Consider the following 16,595-nt stretch of genomic DNA (forward strand, 5'->3'; position numbering starts at 1 on the left):
ATGAGCCGGCGGCGGTTGCGGCGTCTCTTCCCGGCAGCGCTGCTCGGACTGGCGTGCTCGCTGACGAGTGCAAACGCCAGTCCGGCGGCTGAGCACGCTGCGCCCGTGTGGGTGGTCGACCCGACGCGTCCGGGCGACAACCTGCCGCGCCGCGGGCGTTCGCTGTTCGACCGTCTGTTTGCCGTCGGTCGCGGCGCGCAGGCGGAGATCGAGCTGCCGTTCCCGTTCTCGGCCCTGCTGGCGCGAATCGAGGCGCAACTGCAGCGGGCGGCCGACGGCTCCTTGCCGGCGGTGAAGACTGTCCTCATTCCGCTCGGCCGCTCGCTGCAGCGTACGGCGGCCGCTCCCGACCACTTCGCCTTTCCGCGTGTCGTCGCCGCCGTCGACGGCCAGCCGGCGAACGCGGCGGCGCTGCTGCTCAAGGACCGACTCTACATTGGCTATCAGGAGCGCTCGGCAGTCCTCGAAGTGATCAGCTACAACGAGGAGGAGGGGCGCTTCGAGTTCCAGCTCGTCAAGGACTACCGCGCCGGCGGCAGGCCGCGCGTCTTCCACGCCAACCGCCTGCTGTGCTTCGCCTGCCATCAGAACGGCGCACCGATCTTTGCCCGCGCGCTGTGGGATGAAACCAACGCCAATCCGCGCGTCGCCAGCGAGTTGCTGGCCAGTGGCGGCAACTTCCACGGCATCGCCGCCAGGCGCGGCGTCGACCTGCCTTACGCCATCGACAACGCCAGCGATCGCGCCAACGGCTTCGCCCTGACGCAGCTTCTCTGGCGCCAGGGCTGCGGCGGCGACGAGCCGGCCGCGCAGCGCTGTCGCGCCGGACTGTTCGCCGCCAGCCTGCGCCACGCGCTGTCGGGCAGCCAGGTCTGGGCGGGCGACGCGGCCTTTGCCGACGCCGTCGCCACACCGCTGAGGAACGAAGCACGTCGCCGTTGGCCGCAGGGTCTCGCCGTCGGCAACCCCGATCTGCCGAACCGCGACCCGCTGTCGGGCGTCGCCGGGTTGCCGGCCGATCCGGAGCGCCGCGTCGCCCTGTCGCATGTCGCCGCCGCCTTCGACCCGCTGCTGCCACGCAACGCGGCCGAGGTCTGGCTGCCGGACTCGCCCGACGCGCTGCGACGCGCCACGGCCGGCCTCGGCGAGTTCGTCGCCGCTCCCGACCGGCAGCGGCTGGCGGCGGCCCTCGCTGGCGCGGTGAAGGTTGCCGGCAGCGAGATCAGGCTGCCGTGCCGTTTCGAAGACAACGCTGCCGGCAGCCGCCGCGAGCTTCGTTGCGGTGGTCCGGGCGAGGGCGTCGTTGAAGGCCGCCTGGAGCTGCGCGGCGGGCGGCCGCTGGCTGGCGTGCTGACGCGCCTGATGCTGCCCGGCGGCACGGCGTTGACGGGCATCGAGCTGATCGCCAGCGGCAAGCCGACGGCGACGCGGGCGACCCTGCAGCCGCGCAGCGGCGGTGCCGGCGAGGTGCCGCGCAGCGCCGCCGGTGATGCCATCGTCGGCCTCGATCTGAGGCAGGGCGCGGACCGCGTCAGCGGTGAGGTCGGCATCCGCCTGCGCCACGATTTCGCCGTCGCGCAGCGGGCGATCGACCGGCTGCTCGCCGGTCCGGCAGCTGCCGCGCTCTTCGGCGCGACGGTCTTCCCGCGGCAGCCGCTGTTCCAGGCGTTGTTTGCCGAACTCGGTGCGCACGCACCGGCCGTCTGCTGCCAGGCAGCAGCCCTGCTGCCACCGGCGCGCCTCGAGCTTGCCGCCGCCGCGCCGGGAGTTGCCGGCAGCGATCCGGCCAGCCGCAGCTTCCAGCCCTACTGCGCCGCCTGCCACCAGAGCGCCGAGACCTTCCCGCCGAACTTCCTCCAGGGCAACGCCGACGAGGTCGCGGCCAGACTGCGTCACTGCGCGCCGCGCCTCTACGTGCGCCTGGCCATGGCCGACGAGCCGCCGGCGCGGCGGCAGAAGACGCCCATGCCGCCGGAGAGCCTGTTGCCGGTCTTTGGCACTGACAGCGACGGCTGGCGCAACAGTCCGGCGCGCAAGGCGCTGCTCGCACAGGTCGATGGCTGGCTGCGCGCCGAGAGCGGGCAGCCAGCGCAACTCGAGCGCCTGCTCGCCGGCGGCTACGAAGCCTTGCGGCCATGCCTGCCGGTGCATTGAACGACCCCGAACGACCGACGATCCGGAGAGAAGAAGATGCATGACAACCAGACACAGCCGGTGGAGAACCCCTGGAGGAGGCGCTTCATCATCCTCTTCGTCGTCACCGTGATCATTCCGCTGCTCGTCGCGCTGTGGCTGTTGCGGCGCTTCGGCGACGACGTGCCGGTGGATCATGAAAGCGTCGTCGAGCACTTCAAGTACGGTTCGACCGGCGGCGAGCACGAGATGGGCTTCCCCTACTGGATCTGGCGCGCGCTGCCCGAGATCTGTCCGCAGTACCTGCCGGGCCGGGGCTACCAGTCGCTCGGCATGGTCTTCGAGAAGAATGCCGACGGCAGCGAGCGCGACGTTCCGGTCGGCACCTCGCGCCGCCGCTACCAGGGGATCGACCGCGTCTTCGTCAATTGCGCCGTCTGCCATACGAGCACCGTGCGCACCGCTGCCGATGAGCCGCCGCAGATCATTCTCGGCATGCCGGCGGCCACCTTCAACATGAAGGGTTTCGAGGAGTTCTTCTTCCGCTGCGCCGCCGACCCCAGGTTCGCCAAGGAATACATCCTGCCCGAAATCGAGCGCCAGGGTGGCCAGCTCGATCTCCTCGACCGGATGCTCGTCTATCCGGTGGCGATCGCCATCATGCGCGACCGGGTGCTGGCGCTTGCCGGACGATTCGACTGGGTCTTCAGGCAGCACGAATGGGGCCCGGGGCGCGTCGACACCTTCAACTCGGCGAAGGTCATCTTCAATTTCCCGATGGCGCACCTCGACCCGCGGGAGCTCGACGCGCCGGCGGACTTCCCGTCGATCTGGCGGCAGCGCCAGCGCAAGCAGCCGCGCGAGATGCAACTGCACTGGGACGGCAACAACACCACCGTCGAGGAGCGCAACAAGAGCGCTGCCTTCGGCACCGGGACGACGCCGCCGACGATCGACCTGGCGCGCATCCGGCGCGTCGAGGACTGGCTCCTGGACGCCACGCCGCCAGCCTTCGACGGCTTCTTCGCCATCGACCGTCAACTCGCGGCGCGTGGCGCGCCGCTCTACCAGCAGTACTGCTCCGCCTGTCACGGTGCCTCAGGCAGCGATTTCAGCGGCGAGCATGTCGGCAAGGTGGTGCCGGTGGCCGAGATCGGCACCGACCGCCGACGCCTCGATTCGTACACCTACACCCTGGCGGTAAACCAGGCGACGCTCTACGCCGGCTATCCGTGGCGCTTCACGCACTTCCAGAAGACGCACGGCTACGCCAACATGCCGCTCGACGGTCTCTGGCTGCGGGCGCCGTACCTGCACAACGGATCGGTCCCCAGCCTGCGCGACCTGCTCGAGCCGGCGGCGAAGCGGCCGCCGGTCTTCTACCGCGGCAACGACCTCTACGACCCGGTGCGGGTCGGCTTCGTTTCCGACCGGTCGGAGGTCGACGGCCGGTCGTTGTTCCGCTTCGACACGCGGCTGCCGGGCAACGCCAACACCGGCCATGAAGGGCGGGCCTACGGCACCGAACTGTCGGCTGCCGACAAGGCGGCGCTGGTCGAATTCCTGAAAACCTTCTGAGGACGTCACGATGAGCATCTGCGCCTGCAAGCCCTGGGTCCGGGCAATCGCCATCCTGGCCGTCGTCGTCGGCATCCTCGGCGCCATGATCGGCTACGACCGCGGCTTCCGCGAGCATCCGCAACCCGACTGGGTCGGCGCGACGCCCGAAATGCGCTTCAAGTACGGATCGATCGGCGCCGAGCACGACGCCGGCGTGCCGTACTGGATCTTCTACGTCCTGCCGCGTGTCTTCCCCGAGAAGCTGCGGCAGGATGGCCGCATCGCTCCCGGCGGCTACGCCGCGCTCGGCGTGCCGTGGGAACTGGGGCAGGAACTGCCGATCGGTTTCACGAAGAAAACCATCGGCTTTCCCCGCGTCGCCAACAACTGCGCCGTCTGCCACACGACCAGCATCCGCGCCGCCGCGGATGCCAACCCGACCTTCGTCGTCGCCGGCCCGGCGCACACCACCAACGTCGAGGCCTTCTTCCGTTACCTGATCGACTGCGCCAAGGATCCGCGTTTCAACGCCGACATCCTGATGGCCGAGATCAATCGCGTCACCGAACTGGACGTCATCGACAGGTTGCTCTACCGCTTCTTCATCATTCCGATCACCAAGAAGCGCCTGCTCGAACGCGAGGCGCAGTTTGCCTGGATCTACCGCGCCGATTTCCCTGAATGGGGTCGCGGTCGCGACGATGCGATGAACCTGACCAAGTACTTCATGATCCGCGCGCCGATGGACGACACTTTTGGTCCCACCGACATGCCTTCGGTGTGGAACCTCGGCAAGTACCGTTGGGATCAGGGGCACCGCATGAACTACGCTGGCGACAGCCACGACGCCTGGTCGGTGATCATGGACTCGGCACTGGGCCTGCTCGGCGCCGCACCGGCGAACCGGGACGAGTTCGTCGAGCAGGTGAAATGGCTGCACGGCTACCTCGCGCAGCTGCCGGCGCCGAAGTACCCCTTCGCGATCGACGCCGCCAGGGCGGCCGCCGGCAAGCCGCTGTTCGTCGCCCACTGCGCCCGCTGCCATGACAGCGAACTGACCGGCCGGCCGCTGCCACTGGCCGAGGTCGGTACGGACCGGGGCCGCATCGATTCCTGGAACAAGGCGGCGGCAATCAAGGCAAACCAGGTCGTCAGGGAAATGGGTCTCGAACGCCGCGGACTCGTCGAGGCCGACCCGCAGGGCTATGTCGCAGCCTTCCTCGACGGCATCTGGCTGAAGGCGCCCTACCTGCACAATGGTTCGGTGCCGACGCTGCACGACCTGCTCGAACCCGTCGCCAGGCGCCCGCCGGTATTCTGGCGCGGCTACGACGTCTATGACCAGAAGAAGGTCGGCTTTGTCAGCGACGGCGAGGCCGCGCAGCGCGTTGGCACGAGGCTGGATACGCAGACTCGGGGTGGTGGCAATCAGGGGCACGAGTTCGGCACCCAACTGTCGGCGACCGAGAAGGAGGCGCTGCTGGAATACCTGAAGACCTTGTGAGGTGGGCCGGGGGGGCCGGAACGAGGTGGACGGACTGTGCCGGATCGTGGCTGGGTGCTACTGCGCGGGAGCGGCACCTGGCCGCGCCGGAGCGGCAGCAGGGTAGCCGGGCCGTTCCACCGCCTGGCCCGGGCGGCCGCTGCCAATCGTCCTGCGTCGTCCTGTGTCGCCCCGCCCGGTTGGTCCGGTCTTGAAGATGTAGTACGCTACCGCTCCTTCCAGTCCCATCAGGAGCACGCAGATCGGTACGACGCAAGCCTTGCCGCGGACAGATTTCAACCGTTCGCGGCTGATCCATCTGCTCGCTGGACTGTCGCTCGTCGAAGCAAGCGGGTCGAGGCAGTTTCCTGCCGAGAGACTCGGTCAGTGGCTGGGCGTTGCCGACGCGATCACGCTCCATGGCGCGCAGAGCGCAGGGTCGGCGATGGTGCCGGCGCCACCGGCGCTGCAGCCCGCCGCCGGAGTCGCCGCCGCCGACAACTATGCGCGCGTGCGCGCCGCGCTGGTTGACCTGATCACCGCGAGTTGTTCGCCTGTCGGCAGCAGGGGCAGCCGCATCCGGCTGCCATCGCCGAAACCCGGCGTCGAGCCGGAAATCGCCGCTGCCTACGGACCGTATCGTCGCTTTCACCTGGCCCTGCAGACCGAGATGGAAGCTGGGGTGCGAGCGTTGCGCGGCAGCCTTCGACGCGCGCTGGCGCCGGCCTCGGCAAGACTGCGGCGGCTCGCGATCCTGGACGAGGCGCTCGACCGAGTCCTCGCCGCCCGCGAGCGCCAATTGCTGGCGACGACGCTGCCGGCGCTGCTCGAGAAGCGATTCGGGCAATTGCTGGCGGCGCATCGGCAGAGACTGAACGACGACGAGCAGGCCGATGATCCGGGCCTGTGGATGCAGCCCGGCGGCTGGCTGGCGACCTTTCGCGACGAACTGCAGTCGGTGCTGATCGCCGAGCTGGATCTGCGCCTGCAGCCGGCGCTCGGGCTCGTTGAAGCATGGCACGACGAGGCGGGCCGGCGTTGATCAACAGAAGCATCTGCGCTCTCGCCTTCCTGTCGGGCGCCGCGGTCGTCGCCTGGGTCGGTGCCGGTTTCGTCGCGGCGAATCCGCTGGCGTTGCTGATGACGCTGGTCATCGCCGTCGTCTACCTCCTCGGCGCGCTCGAGCTTCTCGACTTTCGTCGCGCCACCGCGTCGCTGGCGCAGGCGCTGGCGGCGATTCCCGAGCAGCTTGCGAGTCTCGCCGACTGGCTTGGCCGGCTGCATCCATCGCTGCAGAACCCGGTTCGCCTGCGCATCGAGGGCGAGCGGATCGGCTTGCCCGGTCCGGCGCTGACCCCGTACTTGGTTGGGCTGCTGGTGATGCTCGGGATGCTCGGCACCTTCCTTGGCATGGTGGTCACCCTCGACGGAGTGGTCGCGGCGCTGCACGGGACCACCGACCTGCAGGCCATGCGCGCCGAGCTGGCGACGCCGATCAGGGGCCTGGGGCTGGCTTTCGGCACCTCGGTGGCGGGTGTTGCGGCGTCGGCAATGCTCGGACTGATCTCGGCGCTGAGCCGCCGCGACAGGGCTCTGGCGGCGCAACTGCTCGATGCGCGGATCGCCACCGGCCCCCTGCACGCCTTCTCGTTCAGCCAGCAGCGCCAGGAAGGATTCCGGGCACTGCAGTTGCAGGCGCAGGCGATGCCGGCCGTGGTCGACAGGCTGCAGGCCCTGATGGAGCAGATGGAGCGCCGCCAGACGCAGTTGGGCGAGAGCCTCGTCGCCGGCCAGGAGCGCTTCCACGGCGAGGTCCAGGCTGCCTATGACGGCCTCGCCCGCTCGGTCGCCGCAGCACTCGACGACAGCCTGCGCGCGAGCGCCCGTGTCGCCGGCGAGAACATCAGGCCGGCGGTCGAAGGTGCGATGGCGGCGATTGCCCGTGAAACGAGGTTGGCGCACGAAAGGGTGATCGAGTCGACAGGGATACAGCTCGGCGGGCTGGCTGCGCGCTTTGGCGAGACCGCGCAGAGTGTCGCGCAGACGTGGACCGAGGTGCTGGAAACGCAGCGCGGCACCAGTGATCGCCTGCTGGCCGGCATCGAGCACTCGCTGGCGGCATTCGACGCGCGCCTCGAGCAGCGTTCGCAGGCGCTGCTGGCAGCGGTCGGCGAGACCTTGTCCACCTCGCTGGCGAACCAGGCCGCCGCCGAGAGACAACGCTTCGCAGCGTGGACCGGATCGCTGGCAGATCTGGCGGCGGCGGCGCGCAGTGACTGGCAGGCGGCGGAAGCGCAGATGCTGGCCCGGCAGCAGCAACTCTGCGCGACGCTCGAGAAGACCGCGCAGGCGGTCAGCGAGCAGGCGCAGGCCCATGCCGCCCGGACGCTGGAGGAGACGGCGCGGCTCCTCACCTGCGCCGAAGACCTCGTCCGCTCGCGCATCGCTGGCGAAGCCGACTGGATCGCTGGCCACGGCGAGCGCATGGACCAGATGGCGGGGCTCTGGCGTAGCGAACTTGGGGCCCTGCGCGATGCCGAGGCCCGCCGCGGCGACGCCGCGGTCGAACGGCTGGGCGAACTGCAGGCGGCACTGGCGTTGCACCTGCAGACGCTTGGTGCGGCGCTCGAAGAGCCGCTGCAACGTCTGATCGCCAGCGCGTCGGAGGCGCCGCGTGCCGCTGCCGAACTCATCGCGCAGTTGCGCCAGGAGATGAGCAGCAGCCTGGAACGGGACAACAGGCTTCTCGACGAGCGCGCCCGCACCATGCAGACGCTCGATTCGCTGCTGGCGGCGATCGACCGTGCGGCGAGCGAACAGCGGACGACGATCGACTCGCTGGTCACTTCGTCGGCGGCGCTGCTCGGCACCGCCGGCAGCCGCTTCGCCGACGAGGTCGACGCGGGATCGGCGCGGCTTGCCGAAGTCGCCGCGCAACTCGGCGGCAGCGCCGCCGAAGTCGCCAGCCTCGGCGAAGCCTTCGCTCTCGCAGTCCAGTCGTTCGCCGCCGGCAACGAGAAGCTGATCGCCAGCCTGCAGCGGATCGAGGTGGCGCTCGACCAATCGACGGCGAGGAGCGACGAGCAACTCGCGTACTACGTTGCGCAGGCGCGCGAACTCATCGATCTCTCGCTCATGGCGCAGGAGAAGGTCGTCGCCGAGTTGCGCCAGCTTGGCGACAAGGCGCCATCGCACGGCGAGCGGCCCGACTGATGGACGACAGCGACGCCGGCGTCGAGCAGATCGCTCCCGTATGGACCGTCTTCGGCGACCTGATGTCCGGGCTGCTGGGCGCTTTCGTGCTGATCCTGATCGGCGTCCTCGGCGTCCAGCTCGAACTGGCGACCCACCTCGAGAGTGAGGTGCAGAAGCGCAAGCAGGAGGAGCAGCGCCGCATGGCGCTGGAGAAGGCACTGGCGATCCCGATCACGGCCGGTCGGGTGAGCCTCAACGACGGCCGCATCGGCATCAGCGGCAGCGTCCTCTTCCTCTTCAACTCGGCGCAGTTGCAGCCCGAGGGCCGACTGCTGCTGAAGAGCCTGGTCGCGCCGCTGCGCGTCTACCTCGGCGAGCGCAACGAACTGCTGATGGTCAGCGGTTTCACCGACGATGTGCCGATCCATCAGGGCAGCACCCGCTTCGCCGACAACTGGGAACTGTCGGCGCAGCGGGCACTGACCGTCACCCGCGCACTGATCGACGAAGGGATGCCGTCGTCGCTGGTCTTCGCGGCGGCTTTCGGCGCCGAGCAGCCGGTGGCTTCCAACGCCGACGACCGTGGGCGGTCGCGCAACCGGCGAGTCGAGATGGCGCCGGTGCCGCGCTCCGCCAACCCGGGAAAACCGGCCGATGGCTGAGCCGGGGCAGGGTGAGATCGGGCACACGGGCGCCAGTCGGGCAGACGATCGCGAAGCGGAAATCGCGGCCTTGCGCAGCAGCGGCGCCGGGCGAATCGATCCGCTGCGTTTCCATTTCATCGAGGCGCTGGCGCGGCGGCTGCGCACGCACGAAGGCGAGGTCAGGCGAATTCTCGAAGGCCGGCTGGGCGAGGCGCTGGCGGCCTGCAGCGGGCGCGTTCGACGCACGCGCGACGAGGCCGGGCAGACGATCGAGCGCGCCGTCCGGCGGCATCCCGACGCTGCCGATGAGCTGCAACGACTGTTCGTGGCGGCGGATTTCGCCGGCGTCGCACGTCGCGTCGCCGGGCTCGAAGGCGACGAGCGTCGTTCGCCGCTGGCCGAGCTGGCGCGTTGCGGCGCGCGACCATCGGCGCAGGAGGATGCCGCGGGCCCGAACGGCGAGGACGGAGCGCCTGGCGAGCTGAAAAGCCTGCGTCTGTTCCGCAGCACCTGGGCGCAGCGCAGCGCCGAGCGGCAGGCGGTGCAAGCCATCGCTCGGGCCCCCGCGAACGCCGGGCCGCTCAATTCGCACATGCTCGTGCTCAGCGCGCTGTCGTCGATGCGCGACCTGTCGCCCGGCTACCTCAAGCGTTTCGTGTCCCATGCCGACACCCTGCTGCGGCTCGACGAGGGCAGCCGGAAAGGCAGGCGCGGGGCGGGAACGACGCCGTTGACGACAGGCGCGAAGAGGAAATGAGCGGCGCGGGCGACGGTGCTCGCGCCCGCGGAAGTGCCAGCATCACGGTCGGTCGATGCGCGGCGTGGGCGCCCGTCGTGGCGAGGACGGTGGGCATTGGCGCCGCTGCTCTTCGCCCGCGCTTCGCCCCGCCTCGCTCGTCGGCGAGCCCGTCAGGAAGCTCCCGGCCGGGAAGACCAGCATTTCTGGCAGATCGGCTGCGTCGCGAACGCCGCTGTTTCCGCCGTCAACTCGTAGGCATGGTCCCGCTTCCCAGGGGCGCACCATTCTCACCCGACAGCGCCTGCAGGCGCTGCGCATAGCGCACCGTGTCGGGAAACCGTGTGCAGAGCCGACGGTAGATATCGACCGCCTCGGCGCGCGCCGCAGCATCGCCGGGAGGAATTGCGCTGGCGTTGAGCAGCGACACCGCCAGATCATCCAGCGACTCGGGCGTGCCGCCCAGCCGCTCGACGAGCTGGCGACTGAGCGCCAGGCTTTCGCGGTACAGCGCGTCGGCCTGCGTCCAGTCGCCCTGCGCCTGTGCGACGCGGCCGAGGTTGTCGAGCGAGATTGACAGGTCGCGCAGCGACTCGGGCGTGCCGCCCAGCCGCTCGACGAGCTGGCGTCTGAGCGCCAGGCTTTCGCGGTACAGCGCGTCGGCCTGCGTCCAGTCGCCCTGCGCCTGTGCCACACGGCCGAGGTTGTCGAGCGACACCGACAGGTCGCGCAGCGACTCGGGCGTGCCGCCCAGCCGCTCGACGAGCTGGCGTCTGAGCGCCAGGCTTTCGCGGTATACCGCGTCGGCCTGCGTCCAGTCGCCCTGCGCCTGTGCGACGCTGCCGAGGTTGTTGAGCGACACCGACAGGTCGCGCAGCGACTCGGGCGTGCCGCCCAGCCGCTCGACGAGCTGGCGACTGAGCGCCAGGCTTTCGCGGTACAGCGCGTCGGCCTGCGTCCAGTCGCCCTGCGCCTGTGCCACACGGCCGAGGTTGTTGAGCGACACCGACAGGTCGCGCAGCGACTCGGGCGTGCCGCCCAGCCGCTCGACGAGCTGGCGACTGAGCGCCAGGCTTTCGCGGTACAGCGCGTCGGCCTGCGTCCAGTCGCCCTGCGCCTGTGCGACGCGGCCGAGGTTGTCGAGCGACACCGACAGGTCGCGCAGCGACTCGGGCGTGCCGCCCAGCCGCTCGACGAGCTGGCGTCTGAGCGCCAGGCTTTCGCGGTATACCGCGTCGGCCTGCGTCCAGTCGCCCTGCGCCTGTGCGACGCTGCCGAGGTTGTTGAGCGACACCGACAGGTCGCGCAGCGACTCGGGCGTGCCGCCCAGCCGCTCGACGAGCTGGCGACTGAGCGCCAGGCTTTCGCGGTACAGCGCGTCGGCCTGCGTCCAGTCGCCCTGCGCCTGTGCCACACGGCCGAGGTTGTTGAGCGACACCGACAGGTCGCGCAGCGACTCGGGCGTGCCGCCCAGCCGCTCGACGAGCTGGCGACTGAGCGCCAGGCTTTCGCGGTACAGCGCGTCGGCCTGCGTCCAGTCGCCCTGCGCCTGTGCGACGCGGCCGAGGTTGTCGAGCGAGATTGACAGGTCGCGCAGCGACTCGGGCGTGCCGCCCAGCCGCTCGACGAGCTGGCGTCTGAGCGCCAGGCTTTCGCGGTACAGCGCGTCGGCCTGCGTCCAGTCGCCCTGCGCCTGTGCCACGCGGCCGAGGTTGTTGAGCGACACCGACAGGTCGCGCAGCGACTCGGGCGTGCCGCCCAGCCGCTCGACGAGCTGGCGTCTGAGCGCCAGGCTTTCGCGGTACACCGCGTCGGCCTGCGTCCAGTCGCCCTGCGCCTGTGCCACGCGGCCGAGGTTGTCGAGCGACACCGACAGGTCGCGCAGCGACTCCGGCGTGCCGCCCAGCCGCTCGACGAGCTGGCGACTGAGCGCCAGGCTTTCGCGGTACACCGCGTCGGCCTGCGTCCAGTCGCCCTGCGCCTGTGCGACGCTGCCGAGGTTGTCGAGCGACACCGACAGGTCGCGCAGCGACTCCGGCGTGCCGCCCAGCCGCTCGACGAGCTGGCGACTGAGCGCCAGGCTTTCGCGGTACACCGCGTCGGCCTGCGTCCAGTCGCCCTGCGCCTCTGCCACGCGGCCGAGGTTGCTGAGCGACACCGACAGGTCGCGGTCGCTCGACCCATCGGGTCTCGCCTGGGCACGGCGCCTGGCCAGCGACAGTGCGCCGCGGGCAACGTGCTCGGCGTCGCCGGGCCGTCCGGCGGCGAGCAGTTCGTTGCTGGCTGACCAGGCCGTCGGCAGGAAGGCCTGCTCGGCCGCCGATGCTGACGCCATCCGTTGCCATTCGGCAAATGCCGGCAGGGAACCGTCCGCTGCCACACGCGTTGCCAACGGCTCCACGGTAACCGGTACAGACGTCGGCACGGCGTCGCGCAGCCAGCGCAACTCCTCGCTGAGGTCCCGCTTGTGCCAGATGTCCGGGGCCATGGCGCGCGTCTCGGCACGGAAATGCGCCGGCAGGACCAGTACCAGCGGCCGCTTCAGGTCGCGCTCGAGGAGGAAGCGGCGTTCGTTGAGGCGCGCCAGGAACAGCGTGCGGGCGCGGTTCCACTGCGCGTCGCCGGGATGGCGCTGAATCGCATACCACACACCGCCCGGCTGCGCCGAGAGTTCGGCAAGACGGCCGACCAGCGCGTCGACCGCCGCCTCCGGGTCATGCACGAAGCTGTCCTTCGCTTCGTGCCGACGCAGCGCCCGGCCCTGCATCGCCAGACGCTGATCCAGCCAGTCGGCGAGTTGCAGCGAGGGACCGACGTCGGCGAACACGAACACCAGCGAGAAGCCATCGTGCTGCCACTCGAGGTGACGCAGCAGAGTGACGGCAACGCGTTCGGTCGGCGCGTCAAGCGCCAGTGCGGGCGACATGGGCGTCGACCAGTTCGCGCAACAGCGGATGCACGTCGTACCAGTCACTGCCGTTGCGGTAGTTCAGCACCAGGCGGTTGTCGAGGAAGTGCGCCAGTGTCGGCAACTCGCTGTCCTTCTCGAGACAGGTGTCGTGGGTTCGGGCGATGCGCTGCAACCAGAGCAGGTGCTCGCCCGGGATCGGCAGCATCTCGCTGCGCGCCGCGTTCTCGGCCCCTTTGACGGCACTGGGTGACAGCGGCAGTTGCGACTCGTCGCGCACCGCCGGCAGACAAAGCCGGATCAGGCGGAAGAATTCGCGCAGGTCACCGCCGGAGCTGATCGCCAGTTGGTCTAGTGCCTTCTGCTCAAACAGCCGTGACCAATCGGGATGGCGCCTTTCGACGACGGTGCGCAGCACCGCCAACCCGTCGGGATCGGGTTCGCGGCTGCGGTCCCTGAAGACGTGCGTGCTGACCAGCCGGCGCGGCACCGCACCGCCCATCAGAGCCCCGGCGCCGGGGCCGAGTACCGACAGGTAAGGTGGAATCGTATAGACGATGTGCAGCAAGGGCACGCGCAAGAGTTCGGCGTGGCCGAAGAAGAGATTGCGGACGCTCTCGTAGACGGCCATGGCCTCGCTGCCGACGCCGCGAATCCGCTCGACCGAATCGATCAGCAGGACCACCTTGCGCGCCGGGTCAGACTCTCTCTCGCGAACGAAAAGCACCGCCTCGGCAAGGAAGTCGTGCGCTTCGCGCGCCAGTTGCGCCACATGACCGCGTGCCGCTTCCTGCACGCGGTGCTTGAAATCCGGATCGCTCTTCAGCGCTGCCTTGATGTCCACGCCGGGCAATCGGGCGGCGAATTCCCTGATCTCGACTTTGGTCTGCATGAACTCACGGAAGCGGTCCCAGTAGCTGCGATTTCCCGGCGACGCACCGTAGACCGCCTGCACCCTCTCCGACATCGCGCCTGCCACCGAGACCAGGAAATCGCTGATCTCGACCTCCTTGGTGAGCAACAGGAACTCCGACAGGTCGGCGTAGAAGACCACCGTGCCGCCATCCTCGAGGCGCTTCTTGAGGCGCTTGAGCTCGGTGCTCTTGCCGGTACCGCGCTGGCCGGTAAACAGGCACACGCCACCGCCGTCCTGCCATTCGATCTCGGTGGCGATCTCCTCGATCGCATCGCTGAAGCCCTGGCAGTTCACCTGCGCCACATAGACCGGATCACCGGGTTCGAGCACACGATCGGCAAGTGCGTTGTACAGCGTCTTGAGTTGTTCGCGAGTTTGGGCGCTAAGGGGCATCGATCAGTCTCCGTGGCGTCGGACCAAGGCCGAGGAGCGGGCGTCGCACAGCCACTGCAGCCCTGCAACCTGAGCCATCGACCCAGGGGTGCCCTGGGCAAACGCAAGGCACGGGAGTTTCGGCAGCACGCGAGGCAGTATCTTCGGTCGCTCGTACCCTGTCAACGGCAAGCCATCGATCGTCTGCGGTCCTGCAACAGGCCGCGCAAGCGAAAGGAGCGTCGCCACCGCCCTGGTCCGACAAGCGCCTGAAAGACTGGCGCTTTTTCTGATCGGAGCGAAAGACCGAGAGGCGGATGCCGGTTGCAGCGCCAGCCTGATGCGCAGGCCGCTCGCACTGAGTCAGGACCGCACGGCCTTCCGCGTGCGTCGCTGATACGAGAGCGCGGCGGCCACATGTTCAGGATCTCTGTCAGCGGGATGTCCCTGCTGCCCATAGGTGTTGCCGGGAGACGCACACGACCGGCAACTGGCACCTGCGGGCGTAGATCTCCTGCAGCTTCAGGTCCGCGTCGTCGCCAGCAATGTAGTGCTCGAACCACTCCTCGAGAAAGACGCGGCCACGACCCAGTCGATCCTCGACCGCCTGCGCGATGGCCTGCACGAGCTCGCGCTGGTCGCCGGCGAGCGACAAGGCGACGCAAGATTCTTGTGGAACGGGGCGTTCTGGCATCGCTCACGGCTTCCGGGGAATCTGCTGGCGCGCCCTGATTGTGCGCCAGGGGGCGGCTATCCTCCAGGCCTTCGGAGTCTCTTTGGGCGTCAACGACAGCTCGCCAGGACCGGGTCGGCGGCGCCCCGCCGTCACCGATGCGCCGGCCGCTGGCTGTTGTGCCATTGACGCCGCGAGTGCCGTGCCGGTTGCCGTGAGCCTGCACTCCCGGCCTGCCGTTGCCGGTCGGTTACGGCGCGATACAGGAATCCGCCGTTGTGGTTGGGTCACAGCGCTGCGCGCGGGCGGATGCCCGCCGGGTTCAGCGCCTCTTCAGCAGGCGGTAGACGAAGAGGATCAGCATGGCGCCGAGGATCGAGCCGATCCAGCCGACCGGCGCGTGCAGTCCCAGGCCCCGAGCGACGAAATTGCCGACGAAGGCGCCGGCGATGCCGAGGAGCGTGGTGACGATGACTCCGCCCGGGTCGCGGCCGGGCATGAGCAACTTGGCGATGGCGCCGACGACGAGGCCGACGATCAGGGTAACGATGAGGTCCATTCTCTTGTCCTGCAGGGTAGGGGGCCGACCGTCCTGCCGCGGACGGGACGGCCGTTGTCAAGTGGCTCAGCTCTTGCCCGGGAGCTTGTCCTTGAGGCTCGTGGCGACCTCGCCGATGGCTGCGCCAGCGTGGTCAAACCTGCCCTCGGTCGCCGCCTTCCCGTCGCCGGTCGGTTTGGCGGGAAGTTCAGGCTTGGGCCGCGGCCTTGCCGACAGGCAGACTGCTCATCATTCTGCCCCGCGTTGTGAACGATGGCAAGGTCGCCGACTGGCGTGTCTGGCTCCCGGCCTTGCATGGTCGTCAGCACTGTCGTCGGCAGCGCCCGGAGCATGGCTGTTTGCTTGCGGCATCGAGTCTGTCATCATGTGGGCCGCCTCCATCCTGGCCCGCGGTGCTGCGCGGCGGTACGGCGGATTCCACGGCCTGACGGCATCCGCGCCGGCCTCGCGAACGGTTGCCGGCGGGGTGGCAGGAGAGGTGGGCGTGGATGTGGCGGGGTTCCTCCCGTCGCGCGGCGGCTTGATCGGACATCTCGAAGGGATGCAACATGGGATTGCTGGACGGAATACTTGGCGGCGTACTCGGGAACAGCGGCGGCGCTTCGCCGGCCGACGGCCAGGCGGGCGGGGGCAGCCAGCTGCTGACGGCGCTGTTGCCGGTGGTGCTCGGGATGCTGCTGAACAGGCAGGGCGGCGCAGCGTCGGCCAGTGGCGGCGGTGGCCTCGGTGATGCGCTCGGCGGTCTGCTCGGCGGCGGCCGCCAGGGGGGTGGTCTGGGCGACGTTCTCGGCGGCATGCTCGGCGGGACTGGAGGCGGCGCGGGTGCAGGTGGGCTGGGGTCGGTGCTCGGCGGCGTGCTCGCAGGTGGTGCAGGTGGTGCCGGTGGCCTGGGGGCGCTGCTCGAGCAGTTCCAGCGGGCGGGTCTTGGCGAGCAGGCAAGTTCGTGGGTGTCTACCGGCGCCAACCTGCCGCTGCCACCGGAGGCGGTCGGCCAGGTGCTCGGCGCAGACATGCTGGCGCAGATCGCCCGTCAGGCGGGCGTCAGCGAAGCCGAGGCCGGCGCCGGACTGGCACGACTCCTGCCGGACGTCATCGACCGCGTCACGCCGGACGGCCAGGTGCCCGATCTCGACCAACTCGTCGCCAGCGTCGCCAACCTGACGCGGCAGTTCGGCGGCGGCTGAGCGGTAGTGAATGACCCGTCGCGCGCCGGCCCGTATTGCCGGCGTGCGCGAGCGACGGGCCGGACGTCGTAGCCGGGCTGGCGAGGGCCGGCGCGGGCTTGCGCGCCGCATCCCTTGCGCGGCTGCCCGGAGTGAGGACAAGCGCCTCTCGGTCCGGGAGAGCGAACGACGCCGGCGATCCCCCGCGCAGTGTTTTCGTCCTCAACCTCTCCCATCGCCACCGCCTGGCGTA

Annotated in this window: 12 protein-coding genes; 8 read left to right on the forward strand and 4 right to left on the reverse strand. The window is 69.6% G+C overall.

The window, feature by feature from the left end; all coding sequences use genetic code 11:
- From HT579_10830 to HT579_10860, 7 genes are all read left to right on the forward strand, one after another.
- Positions 1-2,154 carry a hypothetical protein gene (locus HT579_10830; protein ID QKS29357.1) on the forward strand — a complete coding sequence of 718 codons (2,154 nt, stop codon included), beginning with the start codon at positions 1-3 and terminating at the stop codon, positions 2,152-2,154.
- Between the two features lie 36 nt (positions 2,155-2,190).
- Positions 2,191-3,711, forward strand: a complete 1,521-nt coding sequence (locus HT579_10835) for a cytochrome c (protein ID QKS29358.1) — start codon at positions 2,191-2,193, stop codon at positions 3,709-3,711.
- 10 nt (positions 3,712-3,721) lie between these two features.
- Positions 3,722-5,197 carry a hypothetical protein gene (locus tag HT579_10840; protein QKS29359.1) on the forward strand — a complete coding sequence of 492 codons (1,476 nt, stop codon included), beginning with the start codon at positions 3,722-3,724 and terminating at the stop codon, positions 5,195-5,197.
- A gap of 241 nt (positions 5,198-5,438) precedes the next feature.
- Positions 5,439-6,218: a DUF3348 domain-containing protein gene (locus HT579_10845; GenBank protein ID QKS31607.1), complete on the forward strand. Its 780-nt coding sequence runs from the start codon at positions 5,439-5,441 to the stop codon at positions 6,216-6,218.
- Complete coding sequence (locus HT579_10850) at positions 6,218-8,389, forward strand: DUF802 domain-containing protein (protein ID QKS31608.1); 2,172 nt, start codon at positions 6,218-6,220, stop codon at positions 8,387-8,389. The genes HT579_10845 and HT579_10850 overlap by 1 nt, the downstream gene beginning before the upstream one ends.
- Positions 8,389-9,033 carry an OmpA family protein gene (locus HT579_10855; protein QKS29360.1) on the forward strand — a complete coding sequence of 215 codons (645 nt, stop codon included), beginning with the start codon at positions 8,389-8,391 and terminating at the stop codon, positions 9,031-9,033. The genes HT579_10850 and HT579_10855 overlap by 1 nt, the downstream gene beginning before the upstream one ends.
- Entirely contained in the window at positions 9,026-9,772 is a 747-nt protein-coding gene (locus tag HT579_10860) for a DUF2894 domain-containing protein (protein QKS29361.1), read from the forward strand. Before HT579_10855 ends, HT579_10860 begins: the two co-directional genes overlap by 8 nt.
- A 226-nt stretch (positions 9,773-9,998) precedes the next feature.
- Here the strand turns inward: HT579_10860 and HT579_10865 are convergent, their stop codons facing one another.
- The 4 genes from HT579_10865 to HT579_10880 all read right to left on the reverse strand — a co-directional run bounded on the left by HT579_10865 (position 9,999) and on the right by HT579_10880 (position 15,179).
- On the reverse strand, positions 9,999-12,677 hold the full coding sequence (locus HT579_10865; protein ID QKS29362.1) for a tetratricopeptide repeat protein: 2,679 nt from the start codon (positions 12,675-12,677) through the stop codon (positions 9,999-10,001).
- On the reverse strand, positions 12,655-13,968 hold the full coding sequence (locus HT579_10870) for an ATP-binding protein (GenBank protein QKS29363.1): 1,314 nt from the start codon (positions 13,966-13,968) through the stop codon (positions 12,655-12,657). The genes HT579_10865 and HT579_10870 overlap by 23 nt, the downstream gene beginning before the upstream one ends.
- A 412-nt stretch (positions 13,969-14,380) precedes the next feature.
- Complete coding sequence (locus HT579_10875) at positions 14,381-14,641, reverse strand: hypothetical protein (GenBank protein ID QKS29364.1); 261 nt, start codon at positions 14,639-14,641, stop codon at positions 14,381-14,383.
- Between the two features lie 301 nt (positions 14,642-14,942).
- Positions 14,943-15,179, reverse strand: coding sequence for a GlsB/YeaQ/YmgE family stress response membrane protein (locus tag HT579_10880; protein ID QKS29365.1), 237 nt, complete (start codon positions 15,177-15,179; stop codon positions 14,943-14,945).
- Between the two features lie 548 nt (positions 15,180-15,727).
- Between HT579_10880 and HT579_10885 the strand changes: the two genes are divergently transcribed.
- Positions 15,728-16,363 (forward strand): DUF937 domain-containing protein, encoded by a 636-nt coding sequence (locus HT579_10885; protein QKS29366.1) that lies wholly within the window; start codon positions 15,728-15,730, stop codon positions 16,361-16,363.
- Positions 16,364-16,595 lie beyond the last annotated feature (232 nt).

The sequence above is a fragment of the Candidatus Accumulibacter similis genome, from assembly GCA_013347225.1.
In the GTDB taxonomy this organism is placed as follows: Bacteria; Pseudomonadota; Gammaproteobacteria; order Burkholderiales; family Rhodocyclaceae; genus Accumulibacter; species Accumulibacter similis.